Annotated in this window: 16 protein-coding genes and 1 pseudogene; 11 read left to right on the top strand and 6 right to left on the bottom strand. The window is 59.1% G+C overall.

Going from position 1 to position 15,436, the window contains the following annotated elements; all coding sequences use genetic code 11:
* The first annotated feature begins 51 nt into the window (after positions 1-51).
* Positions 52-1,023 carry an AraC family transcriptional regulator gene (locus BA011_RS24565; protein ID WP_151343639.1) on the top strand — a complete coding sequence of 324 codons (972 nt, stop codon included), beginning with the start codon at positions 52-54 and terminating at the stop codon, positions 1,021-1,023.
* Between the two features lie 291 nt (positions 1,024-1,314).
* Here the strand turns inward: BA011_RS24565 and BA011_RS24560 are convergent, their stop codons facing one another.
* A complete protein-coding gene (locus BA011_RS24560) occupies positions 1,315-2,400 on the bottom strand; it encodes a LacI family DNA-binding transcriptional regulator (protein ID WP_151343558.1) in 1,086 nt (361 codons plus the stop codon).
* 101 nt (positions 2,401-2,501) lie between these two features.
* Between BA011_RS24560 and BA011_RS24555 the strand changes: the two genes are divergently transcribed.
* From BA011_RS24555 to BA011_RS24535, 6 genes and pseudogenes are all read left to right on the top strand, one after another.
* On the top strand, positions 2,502-3,311 hold the full coding sequence (locus BA011_RS24555; RefSeq protein ID WP_151343557.1) for an alpha/beta hydrolase: 810 nt from the start codon (positions 2,502-2,504) through the stop codon (positions 3,309-3,311).
* Between the two features lie 150 nt (positions 3,312-3,461).
* On the top strand, positions 3,462-4,436 hold the full coding sequence (locus BA011_RS24550) for a substrate-binding domain-containing protein (RefSeq protein ID WP_065283501.1): 975 nt from the start codon (positions 3,462-3,464) through the stop codon (positions 4,434-4,436).
* Position 4,437: 1 nt separating this feature from the next.
* Positions 4,438-5,472, top strand: coding sequence for an ABC transporter permease (locus BA011_RS24545; RefSeq protein WP_065282670.1), 1,035 nt, complete (start codon positions 4,438-4,440; stop codon positions 5,470-5,472).
* A 9-nt stretch (positions 5,473-5,481) separates the two neighbouring features.
* A complete protein-coding gene (locus tag BA011_RS24540) occupies positions 5,482-6,291 on the top strand; it encodes an ATP-binding cassette domain-containing protein (protein ID WP_065282669.1) in 810 nt (269 codons plus the stop codon).
* 75 nt (positions 6,292-6,366) lie between these two features.
* Entirely contained in the window at positions 6,367-6,648 is a 282-nt protein-coding gene (locus BA011_RS42100) for a MurR/RpiR family transcriptional regulator (RefSeq protein ID WP_151343556.1), read from the top strand.
* Positions 6,633-6,905, top strand: a pseudogene (locus tag BA011_RS24535) (LacI family transcriptional regulator); the annotation flags it as partial. The gene BA011_RS42100 and the pseudogene BA011_RS24535, both read left to right, overlap by 16 nt.
* A gap of 13 nt (positions 6,906-6,918) precedes the next feature.
* Here BA011_RS24535 and BA011_RS24530 read toward each other — a convergent pair.
* Positions 6,919-7,254: a DUF917 family protein gene (locus BA011_RS24530; RefSeq protein ID WP_065282667.1), complete on the bottom strand. Its 336-nt coding sequence runs from the start codon at positions 7,252-7,254 to the stop codon at positions 6,919-6,921.
* Positions 7,255-7,548: 294 nt separating this feature from the next.
* On the opposite strand from BA011_RS24530, the gene BA011_RS24525 reads away from it, so the two are divergent.
* Positions 7,549-7,839, top strand: a complete 291-nt coding sequence (locus BA011_RS24525) for an I78 family peptidase inhibitor (protein WP_065282666.1) — start codon at positions 7,549-7,551, stop codon at positions 7,837-7,839.
* Between the two features lie 364 nt (positions 7,840-8,203).
* Here the strand turns inward: BA011_RS24525 and BA011_RS24520 are convergent, their stop codons facing one another.
* The gene (locus tag BA011_RS24520) at positions 8,204-9,268 is read right to left on the bottom strand and encodes a GlxA family transcriptional regulator (RefSeq protein WP_065282665.1); all 1,065 of its coding nucleotides are present in this window, start codon (positions 9,266-9,268) and stop codon (positions 8,204-8,206) included.
* A gap of 183 nt (positions 9,269-9,451) precedes the next feature.
* On the opposite strand from BA011_RS24520, the gene BA011_RS24515 reads away from it, so the two are divergent.
* Positions 9,452-10,528, top strand: coding sequence for a class I SAM-dependent methyltransferase (locus tag BA011_RS24515; RefSeq protein ID WP_065282664.1), 1,077 nt, complete (start codon positions 9,452-9,454; stop codon positions 10,526-10,528).
* 150 nt (positions 10,529-10,678) lie between these two features.
* Here BA011_RS24515 and BA011_RS24510 read toward each other — a convergent pair whose 3' ends face one another.
* Complete coding sequence (locus BA011_RS24510; protein ID WP_237352726.1) at positions 10,679-10,981, bottom strand: hypothetical protein; 303 nt, start codon at positions 10,979-10,981, stop codon at positions 10,679-10,681.
* A gap of 449 nt (positions 10,982-11,430) precedes the next feature.
* Here BA011_RS24510 and BA011_RS24505 point away from each other — a divergent pair, with 449 nt between their 5' ends.
* Together BA011_RS24505 and BA011_RS24500 are read left to right on the top strand one after the other, a co-directional pair.
* The gene (locus tag BA011_RS24505) at positions 11,431-12,459 is read left to right on the top strand and encodes a four-carbon acid sugar kinase family protein (RefSeq protein ID WP_065282663.1); all 1,029 of its coding nucleotides are present in this window, start codon (positions 11,431-11,433) and stop codon (positions 12,457-12,459) included.
* A 3-nt stretch (positions 12,460-12,462) separates the two neighbouring features.
* Positions 12,463-13,167, top strand: coding sequence for a FadR/GntR family transcriptional regulator (locus BA011_RS24500; RefSeq protein ID WP_027664892.1), 705 nt, complete (start codon positions 12,463-12,465; stop codon positions 13,165-13,167).
* Positions 13,168-13,358: 191 nt separating this feature from the next.
* On the opposite strand, the gene BA011_RS24495 is transcribed toward BA011_RS24500, so the two are convergent.
* Both BA011_RS24495 and pdxA read right to left on the bottom strand, forming a co-directional pair.
* Positions 13,359-14,480 carry an iron-containing alcohol dehydrogenase gene (locus BA011_RS24495; RefSeq protein WP_065282662.1) on the bottom strand — a complete coding sequence of 374 codons (1,122 nt, stop codon included), beginning with the start codon at positions 14,478-14,480 and terminating at the stop codon, positions 13,359-13,361.
* On the bottom strand, positions 14,477-15,436 hold the full coding sequence (pdxA, locus tag BA011_RS24490; protein ID WP_065282661.1) for a 4-hydroxythreonine-4-phosphate dehydrogenase PdxA: 960 nt from the start codon (positions 15,434-15,436) through the stop codon (positions 14,477-14,479). The genes BA011_RS24495 and pdxA overlap by 4 nt, the downstream gene beginning before the upstream one ends.

The raw sequence follows: 15,436 nt of genomic DNA, 5'->3' as shown, positions 1-15,436 counted from the left end.
CGATTTACTTCAACTCTGGACTATGCGGTCTGGCCAGGCTGGCGACTGCTCATGCAGGATGCGGGCTTGGCGGCTCCTCCAATCTTGCGCCGCGCGGAACTGCCAGGGGATCTGTTCGCTCGCGACCAGGTGCGCCTGACGTCCGCAGAATTTTTCAAGCTCTGGGAGGCGATCGAGGCGGAAGCACGATCCTTGGACGCCGCATTGCCGGCGCCGCTGCGAATTGCGCAGGCCATGACCAGCGATTGGTTTGATCCCGAGTTGTTTGCCGCCTTGTGCAGCGCCAACTTGGGCAATGCCATAGAGCGCATTGGAAAGTATGTCCGGCTGATCGCTCCGATGGTGATCACGCTCGACAGAACTCCGGTTCAGACAACTCTTACCATCGACTTTCTGGATCAGACAAAGCCGCCTCCGAATGTCTTTTCAGCCTTCAAGCTGGTTTTCTTTGTCCAGCTTGCGCGTCTTGCAACTCGCACGGCCATGAAACCGCTGAAAGTCGGCTGGCCACTCACGGATGATGTGCCGGAAACGGACGCTGGCTTGTACCGGGAGTTCTTCGGTGTGCCCGTCGAGAACATGGTGCTTGGTACCCTGGTGTTTGACACGGCGGATGTCGAACGCCCATTTCTGACCGAGAACCACAAGATCTGGCTGTTTTTCGAACCTTCGCTGCGCCAGCGCTTGGCGGATTTGGATCGGACGGCAAGCATGGTCGAGCGGGTCAGAAGCGCCCTGCTCGAAGCTCTGCCAGCGGGCGACGTTTCCATGCAGTCTGTCAGCAAGCAATTAGGGGTTGGAACCCGTACGCTTCAGCGCCGACTGCACGAGGAGGGTACTTCCTTTCAGCAGACGCTGGATAACGTGCGGTCCTCGTTGGCCGAGCACTATTTGCGCAAGACCATGATGTCGAGCGCCGAAATAGCCTTGCTGCTCGGTTTTGAGGATGGGAATTCCTTCGTGAGAGCATTCCGGGGGTGGACCGGAACAACACCGTTGGCTGTTCGGCGCGGGACTGCGTGAGCATTTGATACCCATCGACTATTCTAAGCCGGTCATCGCGGTTGCACCTTGTATTCGATATGTTTTCAGTGTGCTTTCAGTGACACGCGTCACGGCATTGTTTCGCGGTCCTTCAACAGCGTTTTTTGGCGCACGGCTTAACACTGGAGCCCCTCTGGTAGGGACGACCCTCTCTTAGCGGCCTAATTGACGCTGGTATCGATCCAGACGCATGCCTGCTCCAGTCCCAGCCAATGAAGCACGACGAAACTTCCTTCAATGTGACGCTGCTGTCAGCTTCCCTCGCGGCAGTCAATCCAGTGACGAAATTGACGTTTTCCGAACTATCAGCTGGGGCGGCAATTCGATAGTTTGAAAAGGCGCATGAACGTCGGAACAACGTCGCTGTACGAGTTCCCTTGCAATCCTTCCCATATCGGCCCTTGAGTAAGAGATTGTCGTCAGTGAGATATAGTCGTAGGCCGCTAATGTGATGTCATCGAAACCGACAAGATCGAAATGCTTTCCAGCGATCAGTCCAAATTCTCTGGCAGCGCCCAGCACCCCGAGAGCGGTTAGATCATTTGCGGCGAAAATGGCGCTTGGTGGCCGCCGCCCCGAGAAAAGCACGCGTGCGCACCGATAGCCGCATTCCTGCGTATAGTCACCTTTCAATACCGTCAGTTCGACAGCGTCGGTGGTTTCAAAGGCGTTTAGAAAGGCTTTTTTTCGCGGTGCCGCCCCCGCTCCATCGCCACCATCGATATGCGCTACATGGGTGTGTCTGGGCTTTTTGATATGGTCTGCTGCCAATCGCCCTCCCAGGACGTCGTCGACAAGCACACAGTCAACACTGTCGATGCTGCGTCCCACAGCTACGGTAGGCAATTGCTGCGCCAGTTTCCGGATTTCGTCGTCGGGCAGCAACGACCCCAAAAGCACCACCCCTTTCACCCTGTGCGAGAGAAACGAGTCGATCATTGCACGCTCTGTTTTGGCCGAGTTGAAGCCCGAGGCGAGGTAGGTATCCGGTATGTCCCCATCATCCGTCATGACGAAACCATCCAAGATGTCCGCCATAATGGGGTTATGAAGATCGGAAACGAGAAGTCCGAAAGTGGAGAAATCCTTTGCCGCCAGACGACTGGCATTGAGGTTGGGTCGATAACCCATCTCACTTGCAACCCTCAAAATATGCTCTGTCGTTTTGGCGGAAATCTTCGGCGAGCGCCTAAGGGCTAGGCTGACCGCCCCCCTGGATACACCTGCTCGAGCGGCAATGTCATCCATCGTAGCCATTTTGTTTTCCGATCCCCGGAGCAAGCTTTCATCAAACGACAATGCGTCGTGAATTTCTGTAGCAATCACCTCTTGACAAAACAAGGTAAAGCGCTTCAATTAGCCGAGGTAAAGCGCTTTAACTGGCGCTCAGAGGATGAATTAGGAGGAGGTTTCGCTCACCTGCAGCGGCTGTTGCAGGCATTGCAGACCCGCGCGACATGAATCAGCATCTAAATTTACAGAACCCATTGGACTACGTTGCCCGGCAAAAGCAGTTGGTCACTATTGCCGGTGCAACCCCTTATTTTATTGAAGGATCGTCGGGTACCGCGTTTCTACTGCTTCACGGGTGGTCCGCCAGTGCGGAGAGTGTCAGGTTCCTGGCATCGGGACTTGCTGGAGCAGGGCACGCTGTGCTCGCCCCGACTTTGCCAGGACATGGTTCATCAAACTTAGAGATGTTGACCGTCGGGCCTGTGGAGTGGAACGAGGCAGCGCGCGATGCTGCCAAAACACTGCGAGACAATTTTCAGTCCGTTGTCGTGATGGGTGTCTCGATGGGCGGAGCGCTGGCTATCCAACTTGCCGCGACTTCTCCGCAGCTTATCGACGGACTGATCACTATCAACGCGCCCATTTTCATGGGCAATTCGTCATTCGCAAGCGAGATAGTCGCCAGTTCACCAGATCCCTATCTGGAAGGCTGGAACGCTCCGAGCTTCTTCGGTGAGCCAGTCGAAGAGATAAGTTATCCTAAAAGACACAAGAAGAGCGGCGCGGACTTGTATTCAATGTGCGGCCTGGCGCGCGAATTGCTCCCGCTCGTCGCTTCTCCAATGCTGGTCGTGCAATCCATTTTGGATCCCGTTGTGCCCAAGGCTAGCGCTGACGAAATCTTGGCTCGCAGTGGAGCGTCGAGCAAAGACGTTCTTTGGCTGGAGCAGTCTTACCATGTGTCGCAACTTGACTTGGATCGAGACCGAATAATCTCGGCCGCACTTACCTTTCTGGCGGCTCACGACCTTTAGGATATCCAACGGCAAAAAGGGAAACAGTTCAGAAAGAGCAGTCCCCGTAGCTCAAGGTTTGATCCGAGCCCGTAGACAATACCAGCAGGATGCTTCGGCCACATCCTGTTGTGAAACCTGGGCCGTTTACTCTGGAGGAGGAAAGAAATGATGACTTATTCAAAGCTGGTCGGGGGGCTCCTTGCCGTCACCATTGCAGTTTCAGGTTCGGCAACAATTGCCAAGGCTGCAAACATTGCCGTCATCGCTGGCAAGCCAGATGATACATTCTGGCAGCCGGTCAAGAAAGGCGTCGATGATGCGCGAAAGGTGGTCGAGCTCACAAAGGGGACCGTGAGTTTTCTCCAACTCGCGAATTATGACAACCTCGGTCCGGACGCTGCGAATATGGTCAGAACGGCGGTAAGCCAGGGTGTCGACGGGATCGTCGTGGCCAATTGGGTGCCTGACGCGATGGATGCTGCCATCAAGGACGCAGTGGCAAAGGGCGTCAAGGTCATCCTGTACAATGCCGGCAATATCGATAAGGCGCGAGAACTCGGCGCTATGAACTATGTCGGAAGCGACGAATATGTCGCCGGGAAGGCAGCCGGCGACTACTTCTCCGGGAAGGGCTTCAAAAACGTCCTCTGTGTAAACCACGTGCCTGGATCGTTCCCTCTGGAGCAGCGTTGCAAGGGCGTTGTGGACGCAATCTCCCCGAAGGGTGGGAAAAGCAAGCAACTGCCTCTGCCGTCATCCCAATCCGACAACGCCGCTGCGGTAGCGCAGGCCATCAAGGCGACGCTTCTGACAGACCCAACGATAGATGCCATTCTCACGCTCAATCCAGCGGTCGCGGACTGGGCTGCAAGCGGCATCATGCAGGCGGGCATGAACGGGAAAGTGGCGCTAGGATCGTTTGATATGAACGAAGCAGGCTTGAGCCGTATCAAGGCTGGCAGCCAGACGTTCGCCATCGATCAGCAACCATATCTGCAAAGCTATCTCGCCGTGAGTTTGATGAACAGCTACCTGGAGTATGGTCTGGAGCTCCCAACGTCACCTATTCTCACCGGTCCTGGTTTCGTTGATAGCGCGAATATCGACGCGACACTCGGCGGTGTCCAGAAAGGGGCGCGTTGAGATGACCGATGTCCTGAATGCCGCTCCAATCTCAAATCGCCGCAAAGTCTCGTCAATCGGCGGCATGCTCCGCCGCCCAGAAATGGGATCGTTTCTGGGAATGCTGGCGGTCTTCGGGTTCTTCGTGATCTTCGGCCAGTCGAATTTCACTTCCGCGGCGGGGGTGGCAAGTTGGCTAAACGTTGCGGCAACCCTTGGGATCGTCGCGCTGCCTGTTGGGCTGCTCATGATAGCAGGCGAACTCGACATCTCCATTGGCTCGATGATCCCAGCTGGGTCCATGATTTTTGCGATCATCACTGGCTACTATGGCTTCCCGGTTTGGGCCGGGATCGCCACCGCCCTGCTGCTCGGCATTGTCGTGGGACTGATCAATGGATTGCTCGTTCTCAAGACATCGGTCCCATCCTTGATCGTGACGCTTGGCACCCTGTTTGCAGTCGCGGGCCTTACCCTCAGTCTCTCGGTTTTCATCACTGGGACGACAAGCGTGGCTGTAAACGTGCCTCCATTCGTGAAGACAATTCTCGGTGAATTCGTCGGCGGAATGTTCCAGGTTACGATTTTCTGGTGGATCGGCATTGCAGCGATCTACACGTTCATCTTGCATTTCTCCCCGGCGGGAAACTGGATTTTCGCTTTGGGGGGTGACAAGGTCGGCGCGAGGAATGCCGGCATACCGACAGACAAGATAACCGTTTCACTGTTCGTGGCGAGCAGCGTGTCGGCATCGTTCGTCGGCGTGAGCCAGGCAATCCTGTTCAATTCCGCTCAGGTATCGTCAGGTAGCTCTTTTATCTTCAATTCCATCATCAGCGTGGTCGTGGGCGGCGTCCTGTTGACGGGTGGATATGGTTCGATCGTTGGTGTGGTGATGGGAACAATCACGTTCGCGATCGTCAACCAGGGGATCTACTTCACGTCGTTCGATGCCAATCTGGCGAGCCTTATCATCGGTGTGCTGATGTTGCTGGCGGTTCTGCTCAACAACACGTTCCGCACGATGGCATTGTCCTACAGCAGCAAGAAGAAGTGAGGTGCAACCATGGCCACTCCAATTTTGAAACTTGAAGGCGTCAACAAATCTTTTGGTCCCATCGACGTCTTGCACGACATCTCGCTTGAAGTGCGGGCAGGTGAGGTACTTTGTCTTCTCGGAGACAACGGCGCCGGGAAATCGACTCTTATCAAGACAATGTCAGGCGTTTACAAGCCAACATCCGGCACAATTGAAATGGACGGCCAGCCGGTCGCCTTCACCAGTCCTCGCGATGCCAGTGAACGTGGCATCGCCACCGTCCATCAGTTTGGTGGGACCTTTCCCCTCATGAGCATTGGCCGATCCTTCTTTGTTGGCGTTGAACCCACCAAGCGTTTTGGGCCACTGAAAATCTACGACAGAAAAAAGGCGAACGAGATCGCTGTCCGTGCTGTCAGAGAATTTGGCATTACACGCATCGACGATGGTGATCGTCTTGTGGGCGGGCTTTCGGGCGGTGAACGTCAATCACTGGCTATTGCTCGGGCTGTACACTTCGGCGCTCGTCTCTTGATCCTGGACGAACCGACCGCCGCCCTTGGAGTAAAGGAGGCGGCTCATGTGTTGCGGATCGTTCTTCAGGCCCGCAAGCGAGGTCTGGCGGTCATCTTTATCACCCATAACGTGGTTCATGCTTTAACGGTTGGGGATCATTTTGCCGTGCTCATCCGAGGGGCAAAGGCAGCTGACTTCCGTAGGGGTCAGAAATCCCGTGAAGAGATCACTGACCTGATGGCAGGTGGCGAAGCGATGGCCGAGTTGGAAGCGGAAATCGACAGCCATCTAGAACTCCATCAGCCCGACCTTGCCAATTGAGAGTAACAGAAGGGCGTGCGAGGAGCGGCGCGTCCTACCATCCCTTTGTCAGCCACTCAACGTCAGAGATTTTTAATGACAGAACGTTTGGACACAGAGCGACCAGCGAACCTGATTGATCTCAAACAGTGGGTCGTGGCAAATCGGCTGGTTCTCCCAACGCAACAGGAGCTCGTCGCGAGAGCGGTGCTTGCGAGGCCGGATGTCGTTGCATTTGGCACGACTGCATCCGTTGCTAGGCTCTGCTCGGTCTCCCCGTCAACCGTTTTGCGCGTTTCCACCGCACTAGGATTCGGCGGCTTTCGCGAATTCAGAAACTTCTTTCGGCAACATCTGCGAATGAGCGCGAAGGGCTGATGCGCTTCCTAGCGCTGCACCCGCACGAGACCTTCGCCGACATCATCGTCGGCTGCTATGACTACGATCCCTTCGGCTCCTTCCTGCCTTTCCCCGTCTTCATGATCCGGCAGGACAGCGAGGCGATGATCACCAAGGGGTTTGCGATCCTCGATGCAGACCGCGGCCCGCCAATCACACATCTGGTGCGGCCGACCCTCGTACCCCCACGCACGGCGCTGACCGGCCCACTCGATGCGCTGAAAGACATTGAGTGATGCGTCCCCCTCATTAGAAACGCTGAGCTGACGGAGAACAGACTCCTTGATGCCGATCGTGTGGCATCGACATCTGCCTTATCGGATCAGGTTCGGATTGTTTATGTGCAACTATAGATCGGGCAAAGCCGCCGACCGTACGGCGGTCAATGTCCGTCAGGCGACCGTGAAAGAGGAGGGAGGCGCCGAGCTTGTTAGGAATCGCGCCGACCGGATCGCCGTTCGAAAGACGGCTTTCACGCAACTCCAAGCCCAGATTGGCGCAGAGCGAGAGCGTGCCGCAAACGACGCAGGCCTTGGCCTGCCTGCCGCTCATCGGGCAGAAGGCGAGCAGCGCCGAGCCGCCCATCTCGACGGTGGCGGCACGTGCCAGGCGCTCCGTCCAGGCATTGCTGACCGTTTTCGAGCACCAATGCGTTGCCCTTGTCGTCGCAGAGAACCTTGGGCGTGGCGGAGTTGCCTAGTGAACGTTACCATCTGCAAGGCAAAGGCCGAGGGCATGTCACTTGCGGCGTAGTCATAGTCGCAAATATCAATCACGAAACTCTGACAAAGGCCAGCGGCAGATCCGGCTTAGACGCCCCTGAAGGTTCTGTTGGCTGAGCTCGACTAACGATTACAGCGATCCTGAAGGAGATATTCCATGCTCAAGCCCGTCCCACTACTTGTCGTAGGACTGGTTTCAGTTCTGGCCTCATGCAGAGCCGATACTGCTTCGACAACGCCGCGCAAAGGGCCGTGCAACGCTGACGCCGCCCAAAGCCTCATTGGCAAGCCAAAGCAGACAGACGTCGAGGCGATGCGGATCACGAACTCGAAGACCGTTCGCCAGATCGAGCCGGGTCAGATGGTGACCCATGACTTCAGAGAGGACCGGGTGACGATCGAGACCGATCCTGCGTCCGGTCGGATTGTTGGAGCCAGGTGCGGCTAAGACGCCTCGATCGCTGCAAAGCCGCCGGAAAAAGGGCCAGCGGAGAGCCGCGGCCCTTGAGATGTGAAGGTCAAAACCTCCAGAGGGGAACAGCCGAGAGTAAGCTTTAGGATTTGCTGCTTTTGATCGCGCCGTGTTCGATTGGTTCATCAAATGGTCGCCTCTCAAACAGAAGGCCGCCAGCAACTTCCAGACCATGAGGTTCTATGCTCCCCGCGCGGATCCTGCCCGATGCACGGAAACACGGCTTCAAGAAGGATCATTGCGTCGAGGCGCACTCTTGTCGAGCAGCCGCAGAACGCTGATTGCTGCACATCCTTCGACCATATGCCAGGCTCAACAGGGGAAATGATCGGCCAGAATTCTATTTGCTTCTAGAAGGCCGCCTAGCATAGGCCGGCACCTGAAACCGGCGGCGATAGTTCCCCGGAGCCAAGCCGGTTATCCTCCTAAACAAACGTCGAAAGAAGGCGGATTCCTCGTACCCTACCTGCCAACTTATCTCGTCGACGGAAGCCTCAGTTCGCTCTAGCCGCCGCTTCGCCTCCTCGATCCGCAGCCGTTGGACATAGGCGATCGGGCTCATGCCAGTCGCCTGGGTGAACCGTCGCTTGAAAGTCCGTTCCGTCAGCCCCGCCTGCTTGACCATCTCCTCCAACGGATTGGCGACGGAATAATGGGCGGCAAGCCAGTCCTGTGCAGTTTGGATCGCCTGGTCGCGGTGGTCGCGCCGCCCCTCGAAGACCATGTAGGGAGCCAGCCCGTCCTGGTGCCATTGCAGCGCAAAATAGCGGGCCACCGTCTGCGCCGCCGTCGCCCCTGCATGGCGGGCGATCAGGTAGAGCACGAGATCGTGCCATGTCATCGAGGCGCCGGACGTAATCAACTCGTCCCGTTGGCCAGCGACCACCAGCACCTGTTCCGGATGGATCGGGACCTGCGGGTAGGCTTCGCGGAACGTCTGGGCATAGCCGAAATGGACGGTGGCATCCGCGCCATCGAACAGCCCGGTCTCGGCAAGCAGGAAGATTCCCGAACAGGCTGAGCAGATCAGCGCCCCTTTCGCGTGCATCCTCCGGCACCATTCCACCAGCGCAGGATAGCGGCGCTTCACCCAGCCTTCCGGCCCGAGCACTACTGACGGCACGATGACGATGTCGGTCCGGTCGATTTCGGCGACCGGCCGCTGCACCACAATCGGCACGCGGCTGGCGAGCGTCAGCGGGCCGGCCCGTTCGCCGACGATCTCGACGTGGAAAGGTGGTGTCTTCGTAATGCCGCCGTCCGGAGGTACGATGGAAAAGGCGTTCATTACATCAAAGATACCGCTCAACGTCGATAGTGCCGCCTCCGGCAGCGCCACCAGGCTGACATGGAGCGGCTGCGGTCCCGGCGCCCGCTCAGCCTCCTGCTGCGTTCTCGTCATCATCGGTTCCCCTTTGGCAGCAATAATGACCCCGGAGCGCAGCGGGGGCCACGTCGAACGCGACAGCTTCCGGCTTTGCGTGGCGTAAATGGCCCGATCATGGCCTGCACCGCTCTGCCGCTCACCCTCGTCGCCTGCGATCCTCCCCTCACCTCGAACGGAGGTTTCCAACCAGGGAGAAACATCATGGATACCATGCAGACCAAGACCATCGACAGTGCAAAGCTCGAGACGCTGGTCGGTCGCGTCGTTAGCGATCTTTCCGCCGGCTATGGCGGGGTCATGGTCAGCCTCGGCCACCGCCTCGGTCTCTATAAGGCAATGGCCGACCGCGGGCCGCTCACATCTCGTGAAATCGCCAGCCGCGCCGGCTGCAGCGAACGATATGTGCGCGAATGGCTGAATTCGCAGGTGGCCGGTGCCTATGTCACTTATCATGCCGTCAGCGGCACCTATGAGCTGACGCCGGAACAGGCTTTCGTGCTGGCGAACGAGGACAGCCCCGTCTTCATCCCGAATGCCTGGGCAACGCCCGCTTCCATGTGGGCCGACGAGGAAAAGGCGGTCGAGGCCTTCCGCACCGGCGCCGGCATCCCTTGGGGTGACCATGATGGCCGACTCTTTTGCGGCGTCGCTTCCTTCTACCGCAACGCCTACCGCGCCAGCCTCGTGCCGGAATGGCTACCGGCGCTCGATGGCGTGGTGGAGAAGCTGAAGGCAGGCGCACTGGTGGCCGATGTCGGTTGCGGCCACGGCCATTCGACGGTGCTGATGGCGGAGGCATTCCCAAAGTCGAAATTCCACGGCTTCGACACGCACGAGAAGTCGGTCGACGAAGCACGCAAAGTGGCGAGCGAGGCGGGCGTTTTTGATCGCGCGACCTTTTCGACCGCGCGGGCGGAGAACTATCCGGGGGAGGGCTATGACCTCATCTGCTTCTTCGACTGCCTGCACGACATGGGTAATCCGGTGGCAGCCGCCACGCATGCAGCCAACGCCCTTGCCAAGGACGGCAGTGTAATGCTGGTCGAGCCCTTCGCCAACGACAGGGTAGAGGACAATATCTCGCCTGTCGGCCGGCTCTATTATGCGGCTTCGACGACGATTTGCTGCGCCCATGCGATTTCTGATGGAGGGCACACCGTGCTGGGTGCCCAGGCCGGCGAGGCAAGGCTCAAGGACATCTTCCGCAAGGCGGGCTTCACCCGCTTCCGCAAGGCGATGCAGACGCCGTTCAACCTGATCCTCGAAGCCCGCCTCTGACAAAGACCGGCGACTGAGGGCACCGGTCTTGGCACGACCAATGCAGGCCTCCGATGTTTGGACGGAGCCTGCATTGCCGCCGAACCCGGCCAGAGGTCGTCGAGATAGAGAATGAATGGCGCCGGGGCGATATCGGCTGCAGCCCGGTACTCAGTCACTCTTCGGGCGCAATGAAAATCTTCGTGCGTCCCGTGGACGCCGCGCTTCGACACCCGAAACCACGTCTTCAACGATCTCCTGCAACTCCATCGGCGTCGCACCGTCGCGCGCCTGGACCGAGATGCCTTGCATGACAGCCGATAAGGAACGTGCGAGACGGTGCGCGTCGGCCTTAGCTGCGAAAGATGAAAGTGCGTCAGCGATGCGTTCGCGCATGGCATCACGTCGGGCAGCTGCATCACGGGCAAGCGTCGCGTGGTCTGGATGGCAGGCTGTCGTGCCGCTGGAGATCATGCACCCACGCTCTCGGTCCGGATGCGTCACGGCCCGAACCCCTCCCTCCAGTAGCAGCCGCACAGCTTGAGCCAGCGACACGGCTTTGCCCATTTCGAAGCGCCGACGAGCTCGCTTAGTCGAGATCGCCATTCCTCACGGTTCTCTCGTTGGTGCCGTATCGCCGTGCAAGCGCCTCGGTTGGGAGCTTCCGATAACGGTAGCCCTGCTCGAACGACGTACGTGGTCTTGGCGCTGCCCATGAAGAAATTGGCCCATAGAGACTCCCTCTGCGATCGCGATAAGAATACGCCATAACACCCAGGGACTAAACCACCCAGTGTACGAGGGTGAGCATGGATATTTGCAGGTGCGAAAGCCGATGATGTGTAATTCTCGATGCCGAAAGCGTTGACATTTAAGCGCAAGCCGTATGTATAAAGATTACAACATGGTGTGAGACAAAGTGAATGCTAGCGATCCTCGCAGACGATCTGACCGGTGCGTTAGACTCGGCAGCGCCGTTTGCCGGCCGGGGTCTCTACACGGAAGTTGCTCTTCATCAGGAAGCTATCGCTGACATCGTGAAGCGCGCGCCCGACGTCCTTTCAATTAACCTTGATACTCGCGAGATTAGTCCGGACGAAGCGCGGGCGGCTACCGCTGCCGTCGTCGCTCTGTTGCCGGCGGGAACGCGGTTGTTCAAGAAAGTCGACTCGCGGCTCAAGGGCAATATCGCCGCCGAACTTGACGCAATACCTTATTCTCGGGCCGTTGTTGCACCGGCCATTCCTCAATTTGATCGTTTCGTCGAAGCCGGCAGAGTTACAGGTTTCGGTGTCGCCACGCCGATCGACATTGCCGACAGGCTTGGGGCGCATGCCGGTCGTGCCAGCGCGCCGGATACCCGTTCGTCCGCTGACATGGAGGCCGTTCTCCAGATTGCTGAAACCGACGGCACAGACCTATTGGTTGGCGCGCGTGGCCTTGCCGAAGCACTCGCGTGCCGAATGACGGCGATGGCCAAGGCGCAAGCGGCAACCATCCCGGCCGGCCGGATCACCTTTGTGATCGGCTCGCGGGACCCGATCACGCTTGCGCAGGTCGAGCACTTGCGCATGAACTTGGCCTTACAATATTTGCCAGCCCCGAACGGTATCTTCAACGGATCCCCGGCAACCGATGCCGAATTAACGCTCGTTCAGGCGACGCCAGGCTCAGAAGGCGTGAGTCCGAAAGCCGTGGCGGATGCGTTGGCCGATGGTGTGCTAGAATACCTTGTCCGCAATGACGGTACACTTCTTTTGTCTGGAGGAGCAACGGCGGAAGCAGTGCTGCGCCGACTTGGGCTGTCGCGAATGCGGCTGCATGGCGAATGCCTGCCGGGTCTCGGTCTAGCGTCCGCAAATGGGCGTTGCATCATTGCCAAATCCGGCGGATTTGGTCAGCCGGACACGTTGAAGAACATTGCAGAAATGGTGCTGCGGAAGGCGGGTTGAGATATGGGACTGGAAACTGGAACCGTCCGAAGGGGGCTCGCCGATATCGTGTTCGAACGCATGCTGCGCGCCATCAAGTCTGGTGCCTACAAGCCCGACGAGCGCCTGCCGACCGAACATGATCTTGCTGCAGAATTCGAGGTTTCTCGCCCGGTCATCCGCGAAGCGCTGAAACGCCTGCGGGACCAGAGCCTGATCTATTCGCGTCGCGGTGCCGGCAGCTTCGTCCGCTCGGTCGGCCTGCGAAATCCGCTCGGTTTCGGCCAGCTGGAAAATGTCGCCGACCTTCTCAACTGTTACGAGTTCCGCCTGACGATGGAACCAACAGCCGCCGCGGCCGCCGCAATCCGCCACGATGCCGACAGTCTGAAAGCGATCCGTCAGGCGCTGGAACTGCTGCGCGATGCCACGAACCGCCAATCGCATCGTGAGGACGCTGACTTCCAGTTCCATCTCGCCATCGCCCGCGCCGCGCAGAACAACTATTTCTCCACTGCCATGGAAGCGCTGAAGGACCACATTGCTGTCGGCATGAAGTTCCACGGCGCCTCGATCAAACGAGAAGCATCCGGCCTGTCCCGCGTGTTCGCCGAACATGAAGCGATTGCGACAGCCATCGCCAACCGCGACGAGGACGAAGCGCGACGCTTGATGCTGGAGCATCTGAAGGGCTCGCGCGAAAGGCTGTTCCAGTCGTCACATCAGTAGGGCGGTTGTCCAGGCTGTTGGCAGGTCCCCTCTGGCCTGACGTCGCCCTTCGGCCCCACCACAAGGGGGTGCTCACCGCTTGCCTCGATTAGGCCTCGACGATTCGTCCAGATTAGCCCCCTACGATCCACTCCCCAAAAACAAAAAAGGCGGCGCATCACTGCACCGCCTTCGTCCTCAAGGCTGGCATCTCAGAAGCTGGCCCGATATATTCCCAGAACGTCATCGACGCTCATATCAGCCGGGTTATTGTCCATCAGGCGGCGGATGGCATGCGCATCCGCGGCAAAGCGCGGCAGGTCGGCTTCGGTCGCGCCGTGTTTCGCCAGTGACATCTCGATGCCGAGATCGGCACAGAAACCAAGGGCCTCTGCGCGCAGCTTCGCCTGCGAAAGACCGTGACCGAGGCCCAGCGCCTGCGCCACCTCTGCGGTCTTTTCCTGCGCCACTGGCTCGTTGAAGGCGAGCACGTGCGGAAACACGATGGCATTGGCGAGCCCGTGTGGCAGGTGCAATAGCGTGCCGAGTGGATAGGCGATGGCATGGCCCGCCGCCGTATTCACCGGCCCGAGGCAGATGCCCCCGTAATAGGACGCCAGCATCAGCCCCTCGCGGGCTTCGTGGTCGGATCCATCCTTCACAGCGCGGGCGAGATATTTGCCGACGAGGCGAAAGCCCATGCGGGCAAAGCCGTCGATCATCGGATGCGCGCGCTTGCTGGTAAATGCCTCGACGCAATGGGCCATGGCGTCCACGCCGGTTGCAGCGGCCACGGCCGGCGGCACCGAATAGGTGAGTTCCGGGTCGAGCACGGCAAGATCGGCGATCAGATGTGGGCTTTCGACCGCAATCTTGGCGCCCTTGATCGGGTCGGTGATTAGCGAGCGGATGCCCGCTTCCGAGCCAGTGCCGGCCGTGGTGGCGATCTGCGCCAGACGCGTGCTGCGTCCTGCTACCTTGTTGGAGCCGGCGACATCGGCCAGCGTCTGCTCGCTGTCCCAAAGGGCAGCGAGCAGCTTGGCGACGTCCATGACGGAACCGCCACCGAGACCGACCACCAGATCCGGCTTTGCCGCGCGCGCCGCTGCCAGCGCAGCGTCGAGCGTTGCAATCTCCGGCTCGCCGGGAATGGCATCGAACACGGCGACCTTGCCCGGCAGTTTCAGCCGGTCGACGAAGCCCGCGGTGATCGGCGTGGCAATCACGAGCGTCGAGGAAACCTCTCCGGCCCAGGTGCAGACCTCGCCGATCGTTCCGGCGCCGACGATAAGCCGTTGCGGCTGATGCAGGATGATGACGGGAACGCTGCTCATGCCTGCTCTCCTTTACCGTCTGCAACCAGCTTGCGGGCGTAGGCGATGGCCGACAGCATGTTACCGTGGTTGGCAATGCCCTTGCCGGCGATGTCGAAGGCGGTGCCGTGATCGACTGAGGTGCGGTCGATCGTCAGGTCGACGGAGACGTTAACGGCCGTATCGAAGGCGACGAGCTTGATCGGGATATGGCCCTGGTCGTGATATTGCGCGACAACGAGATCGAATCCGCCGGAATAGGCGCGGTGGAACACCGTGTCGGCCGAGATCGGACCATAAGCATCGATGCCTTCGGCTCGGGCCGCGGCCACGGCCGGCGCGATCTGGTCGTCATCCTCGGTGCCGAACAAGCCGTTCTCGCCGCAATGCGGGTTGATGCCGGCAACCGCGATGCGCGGGCGCTCGTAACCGGTGCGCTTTAGGTGGTCATTGCCGGCTTTGATGGTCGCCAGCACCCGCTCCTTGGTCGCGCGGCGGATCGCCTCCTGCAGCGAGACGTGGGTGGAAACGTGGATGACCTTCAGCTTTTCGGACGCCAGCAGCATATAGGCGGCTGCCGATTTCGTCAGGCTGCGCAGCATGCCGGTATGGCCGTCGTAATGATGGCCGGCAAGATTTAGCGCTTCCTTGTTGATTGGCGCGGTGACGATGCAGCCGATCACCCCAGCTTCGGCATCGCGGACCGCCTTTTCGATGAAACGGAAAGCCGCATCACCGGCGACCGGCGACAACTGGCCCCATGGCAGCGGTGCACCTTCGATCGGCAGATCAACGACGTAGGGCGCAAGATCGATATCGACGTTCAGCGCCTTGCGGGCCGCTTCCAGCGTCGGCAGGTTGCCGTAGATGCGGGTGGCGGCACGGTCCGTATCGCCCATTTCGGCCAGCGCCCGCACCGTGATTTCTGGTCCGACGCCGCAAGGGTCACCCATGGTGATGCCGATGATATTGCTCAT

Source organism: Rhizobium leguminosarum, assembly GCF_001679785.1.
GTDB classification, from domain to species: Bacteria; Pseudomonadota; Alphaproteobacteria; order Rhizobiales; family Rhizobiaceae; genus Rhizobium; species Rhizobium leguminosarum_R.
Note: the sequence above shows the minus strand (reverse complement) of the source record. Positions and strands in the feature narration are given on the sequence as shown.

Bases quoted from the DNA above. Each gene is read 5' to 3' on its own strand.
- BA011_RS24510 (WP_237352726.1), bottom strand. From the start codon at position 10,981: ATGATCTCCAGCGGCACGACAGCCTGCCATCCAGACCACGCGACGCTT.
- BA011_RS24565 (WP_151343639.1), top strand. From the start codon at position 52: ATGCAGGATGCGGGCTTGGCGGCTCCTCCAATCTTGCGCCGCGCGGAA.
- BA011_RS24550 (WP_065283501.1), top strand. From the start codon at position 3,462: ATGACTTATTCAAAGCTGGTCGGGGGGCTCCTTGCCGTCACCATTGCA.
- BA011_RS24525 (WP_065282666.1), top strand. From the start codon at position 7,549: ATGCTCAAGCCCGTCCCACTACTTGTCGTAGGACTGGTTTCAGTTCTG.
- BA011_RS24545 (WP_065282670.1), top strand. From the start codon at position 4,438: ATGACCGATGTCCTGAATGCCGCTCCAATCTCAAATCGCCGCAAAGTC.
- BA011_RS24495 (WP_065282662.1), bottom strand. From the start codon at position 14,480: ATGAGCAGCGTTCCCGTCATCATCCTGCATCAGCCGCAACGGCTTATC.
- BA011_RS24520 (WP_065282665.1), bottom strand. From the start codon at position 9,268: ATGATGACGAGAACGCAGCAGGAGGCTGAGCGGGCGCCGGGACCGCAG.
- pdxA (WP_065282661.1), bottom strand. From the start codon at position 15,436: ATGAGCAATATCATCGGCATCACCATGGGTGACCCTTGCGGCGTCGGA.
- BA011_RS24555 (WP_151343557.1), top strand. From the start codon at position 2,502: ATGAATCAGCATCTAAATTTACAGAACCCATTGGACTACGTTGCCCGG.
- BA011_RS24540 (WP_065282669.1), top strand. From the start codon at position 5,482: ATGGCCACTCCAATTTTGAAACTTGAAGGCGTCAACAAATCTTTTGGT.
- BA011_RS24505 (WP_065282663.1), top strand. From the start codon at position 11,431: ATGCTAGCGATCCTCGCAGACGATCTGACCGGTGCGTTAGACTCGGCA.
- BA011_RS24530 (WP_065282667.1), bottom strand. From the start codon at position 7,254: ATGGGCGGCTCGGCGCTGCTCGCCTTCTGCCCGATGAGCGGCAGGCAG.
- BA011_RS24515 (WP_065282664.1), top strand. From the start codon at position 9,452: ATGGATACCATGCAGACCAAGACCATCGACAGTGCAAAGCTCGAGACG.
- BA011_RS24500 (WP_027664892.1), top strand. From the start codon at position 12,463: ATGGGACTGGAAACTGGAACCGTCCGAAGGGGGCTCGCCGATATCGTG.
- BA011_RS42100 (WP_151343556.1), top strand. From the start codon at position 6,367: ATGACAGAACGTTTGGACACAGAGCGACCAGCGAACCTGATTGATCTC.